Here is a 15425-nt window from a genome sequence, read left to right as displayed (position 1 = left end):
AGAATACGACAAACATTTTACCTTTGTCAATATTTTTCCTAACATACTATTTATTATTTCACTATTATTTATTATTTATTTAAAATTATCTCTGTATATGATGGATTATTTTCTTCATTTTTACATTTTTCTCAGTTGTTTATCACTTTTTAGCTACCGTATTTATTTTAAAATTCATTTGATTTTTTTTATTTAAATAATCTTGTTACTATATCTTTTGTTTCATACATTATACTTTTATAACAATATTGGTAAAAATATTTATATTTATTTGTACTTTCTAAAATTGCATCACATGTTATAAAAGCAATTAATGCTATCCCATCTATTTTATTCAAAACAAAAAATTTCTCCTTTATAATAAGTATTATTATTATACTATGAAGCTAATTTAAATATTGATATCTTAAAATATCAATAAACTCAAAAATTTAGAGCTTCACATTACTTATATATTAAAGTAAATATCTCTTGCATATTTTCCTATTCTTAAATATTATAATTATTGTAAAGTTATATTTTATGGAGGTATTTATGTTACCATTATTAATTATTTTTTCATATCTTATGGGATCTATTCCTTCAGGATACATATTAGTAAAAAAGAAATTAAATAAAGATGTAAGAGATTACGGTAGTGGCAATATTGGTGCAACTAATGTAAAAAGGGTAGCTGGAGAAAAATTATCTAAAATAACAGCTATATGTGATATGTTAAAAGCTATTATCCCTGTTCTTATTACTCGTATTTTATTATGGAGTAATGTTTTAACTACTGGCGAAAGTCTAAGCTTATCATTAGTAGCAATAGCTGCAATACTTGGACATAATTATACTATTTTTCTTAAATTTAAAGGTGGAAAAGGTGTTGCTACATCAGCAGCTGCTTTTATGTGTGTTGTTCCTATTCCATTTTTAATAACAGCAGTAGTATTTTTTGGATTAAAGTTATTTACTAAAATAGTTTCTATTCGTTCATTAGCTGCTGGAGTTACTTTATTTCTTTCAACTTACTTACTTGGCTACGATAAAAATTATGTACTAGCTTCATTATTCGCATGTTTACTTGTATTTTGGAGACATAGAAGTAATATTGTAAGATTAGCTAAAGGTGAGGAAAAATAGTAAATATAAAAAATATATTAATTTTATTCATTAACGAAATAAACCAGTAGACATGCTCTTACTACTGGTTATTTTTAAATTCATAAATATTTTTAAATTTATAAACAAAGAAAGGATTTTTTATTATGGGTATTTTTCTTTTTTCTTATTTTATAATAATAAATATTATTTCTTTCTCTTTATTTCTTATAGATAAAAAAAAAGCTATTAAGAAAAAATGGAGAATAAGTGAAAATACTCTTTTATTAACCTCTTTATTAGGTGGAAGTATTGGTTCTCTTATTTCAATGTATAAATTTCATCATAAAACTAAGCATTTTAAGTTTACATTTGGAATTCCATTTATAATAATATTACAATTGCTTTTATTTTATATTATCTTTTATTAAAATTTTCTATATCTTAAATATCTCTCTTCTAATAATTCTTCTACAGGTTTATTTTTTAAAATTTTTATCTCTTGAATAATATTTTGTTTTAAGCTTTCCGCTACGGCTTTAATATCATTTTGAGCTCCACCCTTAGGCTCTTTAATTATTTTTTCAATTATACCTCTTTCTAATAAATCATATGAAGTTATACCCATAACTTCAGAAACCTCTTTTGCTTTAGATGCATCTTTTAATAAAATTGAAGCAAATCCTTCTGGTGATAAAATAGAATATATTGAATTTTCAAGCATCCAAACTTTATCACCACAGGCTAAAGCTATTGCTCCACCACTTCCACCTTCTCCAACTATTATAGATATTATTGGAACTTTTATTTTAGCAATTTCCATAAGGTTTTTTGCAATAGCCTCACCTTGCCCTCTTTCTTCTGCTTCAACACCACAATAAGCCCCACTTGTATTTATAAAACAAATAATAGGTCTATTAAACTTTTCTGCTTGTTTCATTAATCTTATAGCTTTTCTATACCCTTCAGGATGGGCTGAACCAAAATTTCTTTCTATATTTTCTTTTAAATTTTTACCTTTTTGTATTCAATTATAGTTACAGGAATATCTTCTAAAAAACCAATTCCACCTATTACTGCTTTATCATCCTTATAGTATCTATCACCATGTAACTCTATAAAATTATTAAATATTAATTTTATATATTCATCAGCATTAGGTCTTTCTACCATTCTTGCAATTTCTAATCTATCCCATGCTTTCATTTTTTTATTTAGCATTATATGGCCTCCCTTGTTTAATAAATTTTCTTTTACTCATATTAAAAGATGTACATATAGTGTATAACTTCAAATCCATCAAATATAAAGTTTTAATTTCACTTATGTAGTTTTAATAATAATCCAAGGGTCTTTCTAAGCTCTTCTCTATTCACTATTTTATCAACAAAACCTTTTTCTAATAGGAATTCAGCACTTTGAAAATCATCTGGTAACTTTTCTTTTATTGTGCCTTCAATTACTCTTCTTCCAGCAAAACCAATTAAAGCCTTTGGCTCCGCTAAAATTATATCACCTAATGATGCAAAACTTGCCGTAACCCCTCCTGTTGTAGGATCAGTTAAAACTGTTATATAAAGGCCTCCATTTTCATCATGCTTTGAAAGTGCAGAACTTACTTTTGCCATTTGCATAAGAGAAAGTATCCCTTCTTGCATCCTAGCTCCACCTGAAGCTGTAAATATTATTATAGGTAAATTTTTTTTTGTTGCTGTTTCAATTGCTAAAGTTAGTTTTTCACCAACTATAGTTCCCATACTCCCCATCATAAAATTTGAATCCATTACTGCTATTATTGCATCATTTCCCCTTATTTTACATTCTCCAGTAACAACAGCTTCCTCAAGCCCTGATCTTTCTTTGTTTTTTTTAATTGTCTCCTCATACCCTGGAAAATCCATTGGATTTTTACTTTCCATATTTTTATTAATCTCAATAAAGGTATCTTTATCGCAAATTTGACTTATTCTCTCATAAGCCCCTAATCTAAAGTGATAATTGCAATTTATACATTTTTTAAAGTTTTCTTCTAACTCTTTTTTATATAAAAGTTTTCCACAATTATTGCACTTTACCCAAGCTCCATCAGGAACTACAGGAAAATCATCACCTTGTTTTTGACTAACACTTAAAACACCATACTGTCTTTTCTTAAAAATATTCATAATTCTCACCAACTATATTCCGTATTCATTACTTATGAAACTTGTATCAAAAGTACCTAATCGGAATCTTTCATTATTCAATATATCTATTTGGAAATCAACATTACTATCAATTCCATCAATAACGAACTCATCTAAAGCTCTTATCATTTTATTTATTGCCTCTTCTCTATCTTTACCATAAGCTATTACTTTAGCTATCATAGAATCATAAGTAGGTGGAATTACATACCCTGGATAAGCTGCAGTATCAACTCTTATACCATTTCCTCCCGGTATATTTAAAAAATTTATTTTCCCTGGTGATGGTGCAAATGCTTTACTTGGATTTTCAGCATTTATTCTACATTCTATAGCATGACCTTCTATTCTTATATCATCTTGCTTTATAGAAAGTTCTTCTCCATTTGCAATTTTTATTTGTTCTTTAACTATATCAATAGAAGTTATCATCTCTGTTACAGGATGTTCTACTTGTATTCTGGTGTTCATCTCCATAAAGTAAAATTCTCCATACTTATCAACTAAAAATTCAATAGTACCAGCATTAATATAATTTACAGCCTTTGCTGCATTTACTGCTGCATCTCCCATCTTTTTTCTTAATTCTTCACTTAAAATAGATGATGGTGCTTCTTCAAGAACCTTTTGATTTCTTCTTTGAATTGAACAATCTCTTTCACCTAAATGAATTATATTACCAAAGCTATCACCTAAAATTTGAAACTCTATATGTCTTGGATTCTCTATAAATTTTTCCATATACATAGAATCATCACCAAAATTATTTTTAGCTTCTGATTTAGCAGTAAGAAAGGCATTTTCAAGTTCATCTTCACTTTTAACTATTCTTATTCCCTTTCCTCCACCGCCTAATGCTGCTTTAATCATTATAGGATATCCAATCCTCTTAGCTTCTAAGATAGCTTCATCTAAATTTTTAATAGTTCCATCACTACCTGGTATTACAGGAACTGATGCATTTTTCATAATTTCTCTGGCTTTAGACTTGTTACCCATTATGCTAATAGTTTCACTACTGGGACCAATAAATTTTATATTGCACTCTTCACACATATTAGCAAAACTTGCTTTTTCAGATAAAAACCCAAATCCTGGGTGAATTGCATTGCATCCAGTTATTACAGCTGCACTTATAATATTACTTTCATTTAAATAAGAATCTTTAGATTTAGAAGTTCCAACACAAATAGCTTCATCTGCAAGCTGTGTATGCATAGCCTCTTTATCAGCTTCTGAATATATTGCAACAGTTTTTATTCCAAGCTCCTTACAAGCCCTTATTATTCTTACTGCTATTTCACCTCTATTAGCTATTAAAACCTTTCTAATCATAAATCACCTCAATATTTTAACCTACCATAAAGGTTAATTCTCCTTCACATACCTTTTTATCATCTACGTATGCTATTCCATATCCTACTCCAGCTCTTCCTCTAATTTTAGTAAGTTCAACCTCTAATCTTAAAGTATCTCCTGGAACTACTTTTCTTCTAAATTTTGCATTATTTATCCCTGCAAAATATGCAATTTTCCCTTTAAACTCTTCTTTACTTAATAATGCTACAGCTCCAGCTTGTGCTAAGGCTTCAATTATTAACACACCTGGCATTACAGGTTCCACTGGAAAATGACCTTGAAAAAAGTATTCATTCATACTAACATTTTTTATTGCAACTATTTTATTATCCTCAATGTTTTCAACCTTATCTATTAAAAGAAAAGGATATCTATGAGGAATTATTTTCATAATCTCTTTAATATCCATATTATCTCCTTATTCTATTTAATCTTAAATAGCTCCATACCAAACTCAACTATATCTTCATCTTTTCTAAGTACTTCTACTATTTCACCATCAAATTCAGATGTTATTTCATTCATAACTTTCATAGCTTCTATGATACATAGCGTATCACCTTTTTTAACTTTACTTCCAACTTCCACATAAGGAGTTCCCCCTGGTGTTGAAGCAGAATAATAAGCACCTACTAAAGGTGATTTAACTATATTATAGTTTTCTTCATTGAAATCTTCTTTAACTTCATCAGTCACTTCTTTAGCTACTTCTTTTTCTAAAGAAATTTCTTTATTTAAGTATGATGATATTTTTTCTTCTTTACTATAATCTTTGTTATCCTTATATATACTATTTTCTTTATTCTTGCTAAGCTTTAGCTTTATATCTTGACACTCTAATTCAAAAACTCTTAAAGATGATGAATCAATTTCTTTAATTATCTCTTTAATTTGATTATAATCAAGCATTTTTATTCTCCCTTCCACTTCTTAAATATAAGGGTTCCATTATGGCCACCAAATCCTAAAGAATTAGACATAGTATAATTTACATCTATATCAGTCTTTCCAGTATTATTAACTAAATTTAAATCACACTCTTCATCAGAATTTATATAATTAATATTTGCCGGAACAAAATTATCATTTAGTGCTTTTATAGACACTATAGCCTCTACGGCTCCAGCTGCCCCTAATAAATGTCCTGTCATAGACTTAGTTGAACTTAAATATGGTTTATATGAATTTTCTTTAAAAGCTAACTTTATAGCTGCTGTTTCACACTTATCATTTATCGGAGTTGAAGTTCCATGCGCATTTATATAATTTACTTGTGATGAATCAATTTTAGCTTCATTCATAGCACTTATCATTGCCTTAGCAGCCCCACTTCCATCTAAACTTGGTGAAGTTATATGATATGCATCACATGTGCTTCCATATCCAACTATTTCTCCATAAATTTTAGCACCTCTTTTAATAGCACTTTCCAAAGTTTCAAGTATAAGTGCTGCTGCACCTTCTCCCATTACAAATCCATTTCTATCTTTATCAAAAGGTATAGATGCTCTATTTCTATCTTCACTTTTACTTAATGCAGTAAGTGATTGGAACCCTGCTATACCGAAAGGACAAATTGAAGCTTCTGCTCCACCAGCTATAATATAATCGCTATATCCATCTTTAATGTTTCTATAAGCTTCTCCTATACAATGAGTAGATGTCGCACAGGCTGATACTAAACCTAAACAAGATCCTAAAAGTCCATATTCTATTGCAATAGTACCTGCTGCAATATTCGAAATTGCCATAGGTATCATAAGTGGTGAAACTCTATTTGGTCCTTTATTAGCTAAAATCTTAACTTGATTTTCTATAGTTATTAATCCACCAATACCTGAACCAAAGTATACCCCAAATCTTTCCTTATCTATTTTTTCTAAATCTAAATTACTATCATTCATAGCCTCTTTAGCTGCAATCATAGCAAATTGAGTATATCTATCCATTCTCTTAGCGTCTTTTTTATTTAAAAAATCTTCTACATTATAATTTTTAACTTCTGCAGCTAGTTTAACCTTAAATTCTTCTGTATCAAATAAAGTTATATTATCTATTCCATTAACTCCATTTTTTATAGATTCCCAAAACTCTTCTACACTATTTCCAATTGGAGTTATAGCCCCAAGTCCTGTGATTACTACTCTTCTTCCCATTACTTCCATCCTTTCTAGCTCATCACCATTCCACCATCAACATTTATAACTTGCCCTGTTACATAGTTTGATAAATCTGATGATAAAAATACTACTAAATTTGCTACATCCTTTGCACTTCCTATCTTTTTCATAGGAATAGTATTTATAACTTCTTCTTTTACCTTATCGCTTAACACCTTTGTCATATCAGTTTCAATATAACCTGGTGCAATTACATTTACATTTATATTTCTACTTGCAAGTTCTCTAGCCATAGATTTTGAAAAACCTATAACTCCAGCTTTTGAAGCAGCGTAATTGCATTGTCCTGCATTTCCTATAATACCCACAATTGAAGAAATATTGACTATTTTTCCTGATCTTTGTTTTATCATTATCGGTGCTGTAATTTTAGTTGTATTGAATGTACCTTTCAAATTAACATCTATAACATCATTAAAGTCTTCTTCTTTCATTCTAAGAATAAGACCATCCTTAGTTATACCTGCATTATTTACTAAAATATCAATTGATCCAAATTCATCTTTAGTTCCCTTAATAAAATTCTCTACTTCTTCTACATTTCTAACATCACACTTAAATGCAAATACTTTAACATCTAAAGCTTTTATTTCTTCTATAAGATTTTCTACTTCTTTATTTAATGTTCTATAATTAATAGCAACATTAGCACCATTTTTTGCTAGAGTAAGTGCAATTTCTCTTCCTATTCCTCTAGTAGCACCTGTTACTACAGCATTTTTATTTTTTAACATACTTGTAATACCTCCAGAGTTTTGTTTAAAGACTTAAGATCTTCAATATTAAAAATCTTAACATCGGCTCCTCTTTCTTTGCTTATCTCTTTTACAAAACTACTTAAAGTTTTAAGTGGCCCAATTTCGATAAATACATCAATACCACTATCCAACATCTTTTCAATGGTTTCACTCCATTTAACTGATGACTTAACTTGTTTTGTTAAAAGCTCTTTTATATAACTTTTATCTTCTATAAACTCAGCATTCACATTACTAATAACTCTAACTTTAGGATTATTAAAACTTATATTATTAAGTTCCTTCTCTAATTTTACTGATGCTTCTTCTAATAAAGATGTATGGAATGGTCCGCTAACCTTAAGAGGTATAGTTCTTCTTGCACCAGCTTCCTTTAAAAGCTCTGCGGCATAATTTACAGCCTCTACTTCACCACCAATAACAATTTGTTTATTAGTATTATAGTTAGCAATTTCAACCACACCTTTTTCTCTAGCTAAAACTAAAACTTCCTCTATTTTTTCTTTAGATAATCCTAAAACTGCTACCATAGCACCAACACCAAGAGGAACAGCTTCCTGCATAAACTTTCCCCTTTTTCTTACTAAAGCAACGCCGTCTTCAAAACTTAAAGCTGAGCTTGCAACAAGAGCACTATACTCACCTAGACTTAAACCTGCAACTATCTCTGGAGTTATTCCTTTCTCCTTTAATATAGACAATGTAGCTATTGAAGTTGTTAAAATTGCTGGTTGAGTATTTTCAGTTATATCTAACTCCGATTTTTCTCCATTAAATATAAGCTCTGTCAAGTTAAAACCTAAAACTTCATTTGCTTTATTAAAAACTTCTCTGCAAGATTCTATATTTTCATATAATTCTTTTCCCATTCCTATATATTGAGAACCTTGACCTGAGAAAATAAATCCTATATTCATACTTCCTCCTAACTTAAAAAGCTCTCTTTAATTCTTCATATTCTTCAAACATTTCTTCAATAATTTCTCTTGCACTTTGTACCTTAGATATCATACCTGATATTTGCCCTGCCATAAGAGAGCCATTTTCTACATCTCCAAGTTCTACAGCATTTCTTAAAGCACCTTTTCCCAACGCTTCAAGCTTTTCTATTGGCGCATTTTCTTTTTCAAGACTTAAATATTCTTTTGCAAGTTTATTTTTTAATACTTGTACTGGATGCCCTGTTGTTCTACCAGTTACAACAGTATCTATATCCTTAGCTTTAACTACTGCATTTTTATAATTTTCATGTATTTTACACTCTGTAGATGCTAAAAATCTAGTTCCAACTTGAACTCCGCTTGCACCAAGGAAAAATGCTGCTCCAATACCTCTACCATCTGCAATACCACCTGCTGCTATAACTGGAATATTTACAGCATCAATCACTTGAGGTAAAAGTACCATAGTTGTTAACTTTCCTACATGTCCCCCTGATTCGCATCCTTCTGCTATAATGGCATCTGCACCTGCTCTTTCCATTCTTTTAGCTAGAGCTACTGATGCAACTACAGGTATAACTACAATACCAGCTTCTTTCCATTCATTCATGTACTTACCTGGATTTCCTGCACCTGTAGTTATTACCTTAACACCTTCTTCTATTGCCATTCTTGCAAGTTCATCAGCATTTTTAGAAAGTAACATTATATTTAAACCAAAGGGCTTATCAGTAAGCTCTTTAGTTTTTCTAATTTCTTCTCTTATAACATTTGCAGGAGCATTTGCCCCTGCAATTATTCCAAGTCCTCCTGCATTTGATACAGCAGCTGCTAAAGTGCTATCCGATATCCAAGCCATTCCTCCTTGAAATATAGGATATTTAATATCTAAAATACTTCTTATATCCTTTTTCATAAAAATACCTCCAATATTATTTTTCAGTTGCACTTTTTATAAATTCAACTGCATCTTTAACAGTTTTAATATTTTCAGTATCCTCTACCTTTACATCAAATTCTTCTTCAATTTCCATTATTACTTGGAATAAATCTAGTGAATCTGCTTCTAAATCCTCAATAAAGTTTGTTTCTAATTTAACATCTTCTTCATTTACACCTAATTGTTCTACTACTATTTCTCTAATTTTTTCAAATATCATTTTATAATCCTCCTAAAATTCACTTTAATTATTTTCTTTTTTATCTATTATTAAGTTAAAATTAAACTTACTTTAATTTCTTTATTTCAAATTAAAACTGAACTAAAACTCCAGCCCAAGTTAATCCTCCACCAAAAGCAACTAATATAACTTTATCACCTTTATTAATTGCTTTTTCTTCAATTGCTTCACTTAAAGCTATTGGTATACTTGCAGCTGATGTATTTCCATAATTCTCTAAATTTAAATAAAATTTTTCTTTTTCTATTTTTAATCTTTTAGCTGCTTCATCTATTATTCTTGAATTAGCTTGATGTGGAATTATATATTTTATGTTAGATAAATCTTCTCCTGATTTTTCTAACAGTTTATTTACTACTTCTGGAATTATCGATACAGCAAACCTAAAAACTTCCTTACCATCCATTTCAATAAATTCCTTTTTTGATAATTCATTTTTTGAAAATGGATTATTAAGTGTAAATTCATTTGCGATTAAAGCCTTATGTCCACGTTCACCATCTGAACCAAAATAAGTACTTAATATTCCTTGTTTTTCATCAGAAATTTCTAATACTGCAGCTCCTGCTCCATCTCCAAATAATACACAAGTATTTCTATCTTCCCAATCAACAATTCTTGATAAAACTTCACTTCCTATTACTAAAGCCTTTTTACCTTCTCCATTTTTCAAGAGAGAATTTGCAATTATAGATGCGTATATAAATCCTGAGCAAGCTGCTGAAACATCAAAAGCTACTGCATTAGTACACCCTAAAATATTTTGAACACTACATGCTGTAGAAGGCATAATTCTATCTGGAGAAGTAGTTGAAACTATAATTAAATCAATATCTGTTTCTTTACAATTAGCCATATTTAAAGCCATCTTTGCTGCCTTTATAGCTAAATCTACAGTACCTTCACCATTTGAAATTCGTCTTTCTTTTATGCCAGTTCTTTTAAATATCCATTCATGTGATGTATCAACTATTAATGCTAATTCATCATTGCTTACAATATTATCTGGACAATAATGTCCAACTCCTATTACTTTTACTAATCCCATCTTCACACCTTTGTTTTTATCATCTAATTATTTGACAGTCAAATTAATCTGTAAAAATTTTTTGTATAGTTCAATATTGTTCCTCCTTTAAATATTTTGAGCATCAAACAATTAGATTTTAACTATTATTTGAATTATTGTCAATATTTATTTTTTTGTTGCTATTTTTCTGCACCTGTATTATACTACAAATATATTTTGATTGTCAAAATATTTGATTTGAAAGGAGATAGATCATGAAATTTAATCCATTAATAATAGGGAATTTAAAAGCTTCTATACCAATTATTCAAGGAGGAATGGGAGTTGGTGTATCCTTATCTAAACTAGCAGGAACTGTGTCAAAATTCGGAGGAATAGGTGTTATTTCTGCTGCTCAACCTGGTTATTTAGAAGAAGATTTTGAAAGTAATACTCTTCAAGCTAATCTTAGATCTTTAAAAAAACATATAAAAAAAGCTAAAGAAATTAGTAATAATGGAATTATTGGGGTAAATATTATGGTTGCTATGAATAATTATAGTGATATTGTAAAAGCAACTATCGAAGCTGGTGCTGACATTATTATATCAGGCGCTGGTTTACCTCTAAAATTACCAGAATATACAAAAGGTAGCTCTATAAAAATATTTCCTATAGTATCATCATTAAAAGCTACAAAACTTATTTTTTCTTATTGGAAAAAACATTATGATAAAGTTGCAGATGGTTTTATTATAGAAGGTCCTGAGGCAGGCGGTCATTTAGGGTTTAAAGCAGATAAGCTTAATGATGACATTATAAATTTTGATGATAATGTTTCTTCTATTTTAGAAGAAATTGCTAATTACGAAAAAACTTACAACTGCAAAATTCCAGTTATAGTTGGTGGTGGCGTATTTAATTCATCTGACATAAAAAAATATCTTTCATTAGGGGCTAGTGGTGTCCAGATTGGAACTAGGTTTGTTGCTACAGATGAATGTGATGCTCATATAAACTTTAAAAATGCTTATGTAAATTCTACAAAAGATGACATTAAAATAGTTAAAAGTCCTGTAGGAATGCCTGGTAGAGCTATTAATAACAAATTTTTAGAATCATTAAATTCAGAACATAAAAAAATAAGCAAATGTTATAATTGCTTAGTTCCATGTAATCCTCTGACTACACCATATTGTATAAGCAAAGCTTTAATTGATGCAGTTTCTGGAGATATTGATAATGGTTTAATATTCTGTGGTTCTAATGCCTATAAAATTAATAAAATTGTTTCTGTACAAGAACTTTTATCAGAACTTACTTCAGAATTAAATTAATAAATAAGAATAGTAGTAGCAAAATTACTATTTTGCTACTACTATTTTTTTATCATATCTACTTCATTAATTTACAAATATTATTTGTAAATTCAACTGGATCTTCAATTGATAAACCTTCTATTAATAAGGCTTGATTATACAATAAATTTGTGTATAATCCTAATTTTTCTTTGTCATTTTCATAGGCATCTTTCAAAGCATTATAAACTTCATGATTAACATTAATTTCTAATACTTTATCGGCTTTTACTCCTTGATTATTAGGCATAGAATTTAAAACTTTTTCCATCTCAATTGAAATTTCACCTTCATTTGATAAGCAAACTGGATGTTTCTTTAATCTCTTTGAAGCCTTAACAGCCTTAACTTTATTATTTAAAACTTCTCTCATTGTTTCAAATAAAGCTTTGCTTTCTTCTTCATTTTCATTATTTGAATCTTTTTCATCATTATTTTCTATTCCTAAATCATCGCTATATACTGACTTAAACTCTTTATCTTTATATTTCATTAACATCTTAATTGCAAATTCATCAATATCATCAGTACAATATAAGATTTCATATCCTTTATCTAGTAAAAGATCGATTTGTGGCATTTTTTCTATTCTTGCTATAGATTCACCTGTTGCATAATAAATATATTTTTGTTCTTCAGACATTCTAGTAACATACTCATCTAAAGTTACCATCTTCTTTTCCTTTGAAGAATAGAACATTAATAAATCTTGAAGAACTTCTTTTTCTGCTCCAAAATTATCATAAACACCAAATTTTAATGTTCTTCCAAAAGCAGAATAGAATTTTTCATAGCTTTCTCTTTCATTTTTAAGCATTTTTTCTAATTCGCTCTTTATTTTATTCTTTATATTTTTAGCAATAAATCTTAATTGTCTATCATGTTGAAGAATTTCCCTAGAAATATTTAAAGATAAATCTTCTGAATCAACAATTCCTTTTACAAATCCAAAGTAATCTGGAAGTAAATCAGAACATTTATTCATAATCATTACACCATTTGAATAAAGTTCTAATCCTTTCTCATAATCTTTTGTATAGAAATCATATGGCATATTTTCTGGAATATATAAAATTGCATTGTAACTTACAGTTCCATCTACACTTAAATGAATATGTTTTAATGGCTTATCAAATCCAAAATGCTTTTCATTATAGAAATTATCATAATCTTCCTTACTTAATTCACTTTTATTTTTTCTCCAAATAGGAACCATACTATTAATTACTTTTTCTTCAACGTAATCTTCATATTCATTTTCTGTTCCTTCTTTAAGTTTTCTTTCAGTTATATCCATTTTTATTGGATATCTTATAAAATCTGAATATTTTTTAATTAATGATTTAATTTTATATTCATTTAAATATTCATCAAAATTTTCATCTTCAGTATTTTCTTTTAAATGTAATATTATATCTGTACCTATAGTTTCCTTTGTAGCTGGCTCTATAGTATAACCTTCAACACCTTTAGACTCCCACTTGTAAGCTTCATCACTTCCAAAAGCTTTAGTAATAACAGTTACTTTATCTGCTATTAAAAATGACGAATAGAAACCAACACCAAATTGACCTATTATATCATAACCTTCTTTAGCTTCATTTTCTTTCTTAAATTGAAGAGAACCACTTTTAGCAATAACACCTAAGTTATCATCTAACTCTTCTTTTGTCATACCAATACCAGTATCAGATATTTTTATTATTCTGTTATCTTTATCTATTGATACCTTTATAAAATAATCTTCCTTATTAAAACTTATATTATCTGATGATAATGCTTTATAATAAATTTTATCAATTGCATCACTTGCATTAGATATAAGCTCTCTTAAGAAGATTTCTCTATGCGTATAAATTGAATTAATCATTAAGTCTAAAAGTCTTTTAGACTCTGCTTTAAATTGTTTTGTTTCCATAAAACTCTCTCCTTACATACTTGATTGTTAGCACTCACCAAACTCGAGTGCTAATACATATTTTTATTATATACCTTGTTTTTTTTTAGTCAATACCTTAAAAATTATTAATTGTATTTTTTACATTTTTGAAACATTTTTCATTTATATGTAAACCGAAGTATTGATATACATCTTAATATTTACTAATACTTCAGTTTTATATTTTTAATAATAATTCTATTTTATTAGAAGCTATTTTTTAATATTTCACTTATTAATTTATCATCTTTTATAATTTTCCCCATCAAATCATCTATAGTTAAATATAACATTCCGTTTCCTTCAATATTTTTATCATATCCTAATGATACAGTTTTCTTAATTAATTGTGCATAAATTTCTGTTTCACTTAATTTTCTTTTAAATACATCTTCTGCCCAATTAATTATTAATGCCAATGCTCCTGCAACATGCGGTGTTGCCATAGATGTTCCTTGCATCTCAGCAAATTTATTTCCTGGTGCTGTTGATAATATTCCCCTATTATTATATCCTTGTCCAGGTGCAACTAAATCAACTTGATTATTTGAAGCTGAAAATCTACTACTTTCTTTATTTGCATTAATAGACCCAACAGATATTACTTCATTATAAGCAGCAGGATAACTTAATTCTGTTGTTTTAGCTTTTGCATCTCCATCATTTCCCGCTGCACATACTACAAGTATCCCCTTATTTACTGCATTTTTTATAGCATCATGAAGTGCAATATCGTCATATTTTCCACCTAAAGACATTGAGATTATATTAACATTTTGTTTCACTGAATAATTTATCCCATCTACAATCCAGTTGTAGTTACCTCCATTTTTACTTAAAGCCTTAATTATTAAAAGATTTGCTTTAGGTGCAACTCCTACTACTCCATTTCCTATCTCACTTGCGGCAATAATTCCTGCAACATGAGTTCCATGTCCAACATAATCTGTTACAATACTCGTATTTCCTTTATCATCATCAGTAAAATTTCTTACACCTACTATTCTATCCTTTAAATTAATATGGGTAATATCACATCCAGTATCAATAACAGCAATAGTAATATTTTCTCCCTTTCTACCTCTATCCCAAAACTTTGGTGCATCTATAATATTAACTCCATCTGGAATACCACTAGCTACACTTTGTTGCTGAAGTACTGTATATGAAGTTAAATTTATATCTCTGTTTATCATAATATTTCCCCTCATTTTATCATTAGATTATTTTTATCTTCTAATAATAAAATACGAAGTAAACATTATTATGGTTACGAAAGGTTTATAAAATACAAAAGACGTTGCATTTTGTGCTGCAACGCCCCATAATCAAATTCTAGTTACTTTGTAACTAGATGACTATGCTTTTATTATTTCTTTTTATTAACTTTTTATTCATTATTTATTCTCATAATATAAATTGTACATGGTT

General features: G+C 28.6%; 16 protein-coding genes and 1 pseudogene. 3 read left to right on the top strand and 14 right to left on the bottom strand.

All coding sequences use genetic code 11. From position 1 onward, the window contains the following. Positions 1–188 precede the first annotated feature (188 nt). The gene (locus tag HMPREF0216_RS17260; protein WP_005216357.1) at positions 189–338 is read right to left on the bottom strand and encodes a hypothetical protein; all 150 of its coding nucleotides are present in this window, start codon (positions 336–338) and stop codon (positions 189–191) included. A gap of 196 nt (positions 339–534) precedes the next feature. Between HMPREF0216_RS17260 and plsY the strand changes: the two genes are divergently transcribed. Both plsY and HMPREF0216_RS15735 read left to right on the top strand, forming a co-directional pair. Further along, the gene (gene plsY, locus HMPREF0216_RS15740; RefSeq protein WP_051040734.1) at positions 535–1125 is read left to right on the top strand and encodes a glycerol-3-phosphate 1-O-acyltransferase PlsY; all 591 of its coding nucleotides are present in this window, start codon (positions 535–537) and stop codon (positions 1123–1125) included. Between the two features lie 125 nt (positions 1126–1250). After that, positions 1251–1514 carry a DUF1294 domain-containing protein gene (locus HMPREF0216_RS15735; RefSeq protein WP_005216354.1) on the top strand — a complete coding sequence of 88 codons (264 nt, stop codon included), beginning with the start codon at positions 1251–1253 and terminating at the stop codon, positions 1512–1514. Here the strand turns inward: HMPREF0216_RS15735 and HMPREF0216_RS15730 are convergent. From HMPREF0216_RS15730 to HMPREF0216_RS15680, 11 genes and pseudogenes are all read right to left on the bottom strand, one after another. Continuing rightward, positions 1511–2304, bottom strand: a pseudogene (locus HMPREF0216_RS15730) (acetyl-CoA carboxylase carboxyltransferase subunit alpha). The gene HMPREF0216_RS15735 and the pseudogene HMPREF0216_RS15730 overlap by 4 nt on opposite strands. Positions 2305–2402: 98 nt before the next feature. After that, positions 2403–3248: an acetyl-CoA carboxylase, carboxyltransferase subunit beta gene (gene accD / locus HMPREF0216_RS15725; protein ID WP_005216350.1), complete on the bottom strand. Its 846-nt coding sequence runs from the start codon at positions 3246–3248 to the stop codon at positions 2403–2405. Positions 3249–3260: 12 nt separating this feature from the next. Beyond that, positions 3261–4604, bottom strand: a complete 1344-nt coding sequence (locus HMPREF0216_RS15720; protein ID WP_005216348.1) for an acetyl-CoA carboxylase biotin carboxylase subunit — start codon at positions 4602–4604, stop codon at positions 3261–3263. A gap of 16 nt (positions 4605–4620) precedes the next feature. Next, entirely contained in the window at positions 4621–5037 is a 417-nt protein-coding gene (fabZ, locus tag HMPREF0216_RS15715) for a 3-hydroxyacyl-ACP dehydratase FabZ (RefSeq protein WP_005216346.1), read from the bottom strand. Positions 5038–5051: 14 nt separating this feature from the next. Continuing rightward, positions 5052–5537 (bottom strand): acetyl-CoA carboxylase biotin carboxyl carrier protein, encoded by a 486-nt coding sequence (accB, locus tag HMPREF0216_RS15710; RefSeq protein ID WP_040420236.1) that lies wholly within the window; start codon positions 5535–5537, stop codon positions 5052–5054. 2 nt (positions 5538–5539) lie between these two features. Next, on the bottom strand, positions 5540–6784 hold the full coding sequence (gene fabF, locus HMPREF0216_RS15705; RefSeq protein ID WP_040420250.1) for a beta-ketoacyl-ACP synthase II: 1245 nt from the start codon (positions 6782–6784) through the stop codon (positions 5540–5542). A 14-nt stretch (positions 6785–6798) separates the two neighbouring features. Next, positions 6799–7542, bottom strand: coding sequence for a 3-oxoacyl-[acyl-carrier-protein] reductase (gene fabG / locus HMPREF0216_RS15700; protein ID WP_005216341.1), 744 nt, complete (start codon positions 7540–7542; stop codon positions 6799–6801). After that, positions 7536–8483 carry an ACP S-malonyltransferase gene (fabD, locus tag HMPREF0216_RS15695; RefSeq protein ID WP_005216340.1) on the bottom strand — a complete coding sequence of 316 codons (948 nt, stop codon included), beginning with the start codon at positions 8481–8483 and terminating at the stop codon, positions 7536–7538. The genes fabG and fabD overlap by 7 nt, the downstream gene beginning before the upstream one ends. Positions 8484–8496: 13 nt before the next feature. Further along, a complete protein-coding gene (gene fabK / locus HMPREF0216_RS15690) occupies positions 8497–9423 on the bottom strand; it encodes an enoyl-[acyl-carrier-protein] reductase FabK (RefSeq protein ID WP_040420235.1) in 927 nt (308 codons plus the stop codon). A gap of 16 nt (positions 9424–9439) precedes the next feature. Continuing rightward, positions 9440–9667 carry an acyl carrier protein gene (gene acpP, locus HMPREF0216_RS15685; RefSeq protein ID WP_005216336.1) on the bottom strand — a complete coding sequence of 76 codons (228 nt, stop codon included), beginning with the start codon at positions 9665–9667 and terminating at the stop codon, positions 9440–9442. Between the two features lie 91 nt (positions 9668–9758). After that, a complete protein-coding gene (locus HMPREF0216_RS15680; protein ID WP_005216334.1) occupies positions 9759–10736 on the bottom strand; it encodes a beta-ketoacyl-ACP synthase III in 978 nt (325 codons plus the stop codon). 236 nt (positions 10737–10972) lie between these two features. On the opposite strand from HMPREF0216_RS15680, the gene HMPREF0216_RS15675 reads away from it, so the two are divergent. Next, positions 10973–12034, top strand: a complete 1062-nt coding sequence (locus HMPREF0216_RS15675; RefSeq protein WP_005216332.1) for an NAD(P)H-dependent flavin oxidoreductase — start codon at positions 10973–10975, stop codon at positions 12032–12034. 58 nt (positions 12035–12092) lie between these two features. On the opposite strand, the gene htpG is transcribed toward HMPREF0216_RS15675, so the two are convergent. Beyond that, a complete protein-coding gene (gene htpG, locus HMPREF0216_RS15670; RefSeq protein WP_005216330.1) occupies positions 12093–13973 on the bottom strand; it encodes a molecular chaperone HtpG in 1881 nt (626 codons plus the stop codon). Positions 13974–14200: 227 nt separating this feature from the next. Continuing rightward, on the bottom strand, positions 14201–15190 hold the full coding sequence (locus tag HMPREF0216_RS15665; RefSeq protein WP_040420234.1) for a S8 family peptidase: 990 nt from the start codon (positions 15188–15190) through the stop codon (positions 14201–14203). Between the last annotated feature and the right edge of the window lie 235 nt (positions 15191–15425).

The sequence above is a fragment of the Clostridium celatum DSM 1785 genome (assembly GCF_000320405.1).
Taxonomy (GTDB): Bacteria; Bacillota; Clostridia; order Clostridiales; family Clostridiaceae; genus Clostridium; species Clostridium celatum.
The sequence above is the reverse complement of the archived record's forward strand: the minus strand, read 5'-3'. Positions and strand labels throughout refer to the sequence as shown.

Bases quoted from the DNA above. Each gene is read 5' to 3' on its own strand.
- plsY (WP_051040734.1), top strand. From the start codon at position 535: ATGTTACCATTATTAATTATTTTTTCATATCTTATGGGATCTATTCCT.
- HMPREF0216_RS15735 (WP_005216354.1), top strand. From the start codon at position 1,251: ATGGGTATTTTTCTTTTTTCTTATTTTATAATAATAAATATTATTTCT.
- accD (WP_005216350.1), bottom strand. From the start codon at position 3,248: ATGAATATTTTTAAGAAAAGACAGTATGGTGTTTTAAGTGTTAGTCAA.
- HMPREF0216_RS15720 (WP_005216348.1), bottom strand. From the start codon at position 4,604: ATGATTAGAAAGGTTTTAATAGCTAATAGAGGTGAAATAGCAGTAAGA.
- fabZ (WP_005216346.1), bottom strand. From the start codon at position 5,037: ATGGATATTAAAGAGATTATGAAAATAATTCCTCATAGATATCCTTTT.
- accB (WP_040420236.1), bottom strand. From the start codon at position 5,537: ATGCTTGATTATAATCAAATTAAAGAGATAATTAAAGAAATTGATTCA.
- fabF (WP_040420250.1), bottom strand. From the start codon at position 6,784: ATGGGAAGAAGAGTAGTAATCACAGGACTTGGGGCTATAACTCCAATT.
- fabG (WP_005216341.1), bottom strand. From the start codon at position 7,542: ATGTTAAAAAATAAAAATGCTGTAGTAACAGGTGCTACTAGAGGAATA.
- fabD (WP_005216340.1), bottom strand. From the start codon at position 8,483: ATGAATATAGGATTTATTTTCTCAGGTCAAGGTTCTCAATATATAGGA.
- fabK (WP_040420235.1), bottom strand. From the start codon at position 9,423: ATGAAAAAGGATATAAGAAGTATTTTAGATATTAAATATCCTATATTT.
- acpP (WP_005216336.1), bottom strand. From the start codon at position 9,667: ATGATATTTGAAAAAATTAGAGAAATAGTAGTAGAACAATTAGGTGTA.
- HMPREF0216_RS15680 (WP_005216334.1), bottom strand. From the start codon at position 10,736: ATGGGATTAGTAAAAGTAATAGGAGTTGGACATTATTGTCCAGATAAT.
- HMPREF0216_RS15675 (WP_005216332.1), top strand. From the start codon at position 10,973: ATGAAATTTAATCCATTAATAATAGGGAATTTAAAAGCTTCTATACCA.
- htpG (WP_005216330.1), bottom strand. From the start codon at position 13,973: ATGGAAACAAAACAATTTAAAGCAGAGTCTAAAAGACTTTTAGACTTA.
- HMPREF0216_RS15665 (WP_040420234.1), bottom strand. From the start codon at position 15,190: ATGATAAACAGAGATATAAATTTAACTTCATATACAGTACTTCAGCAA.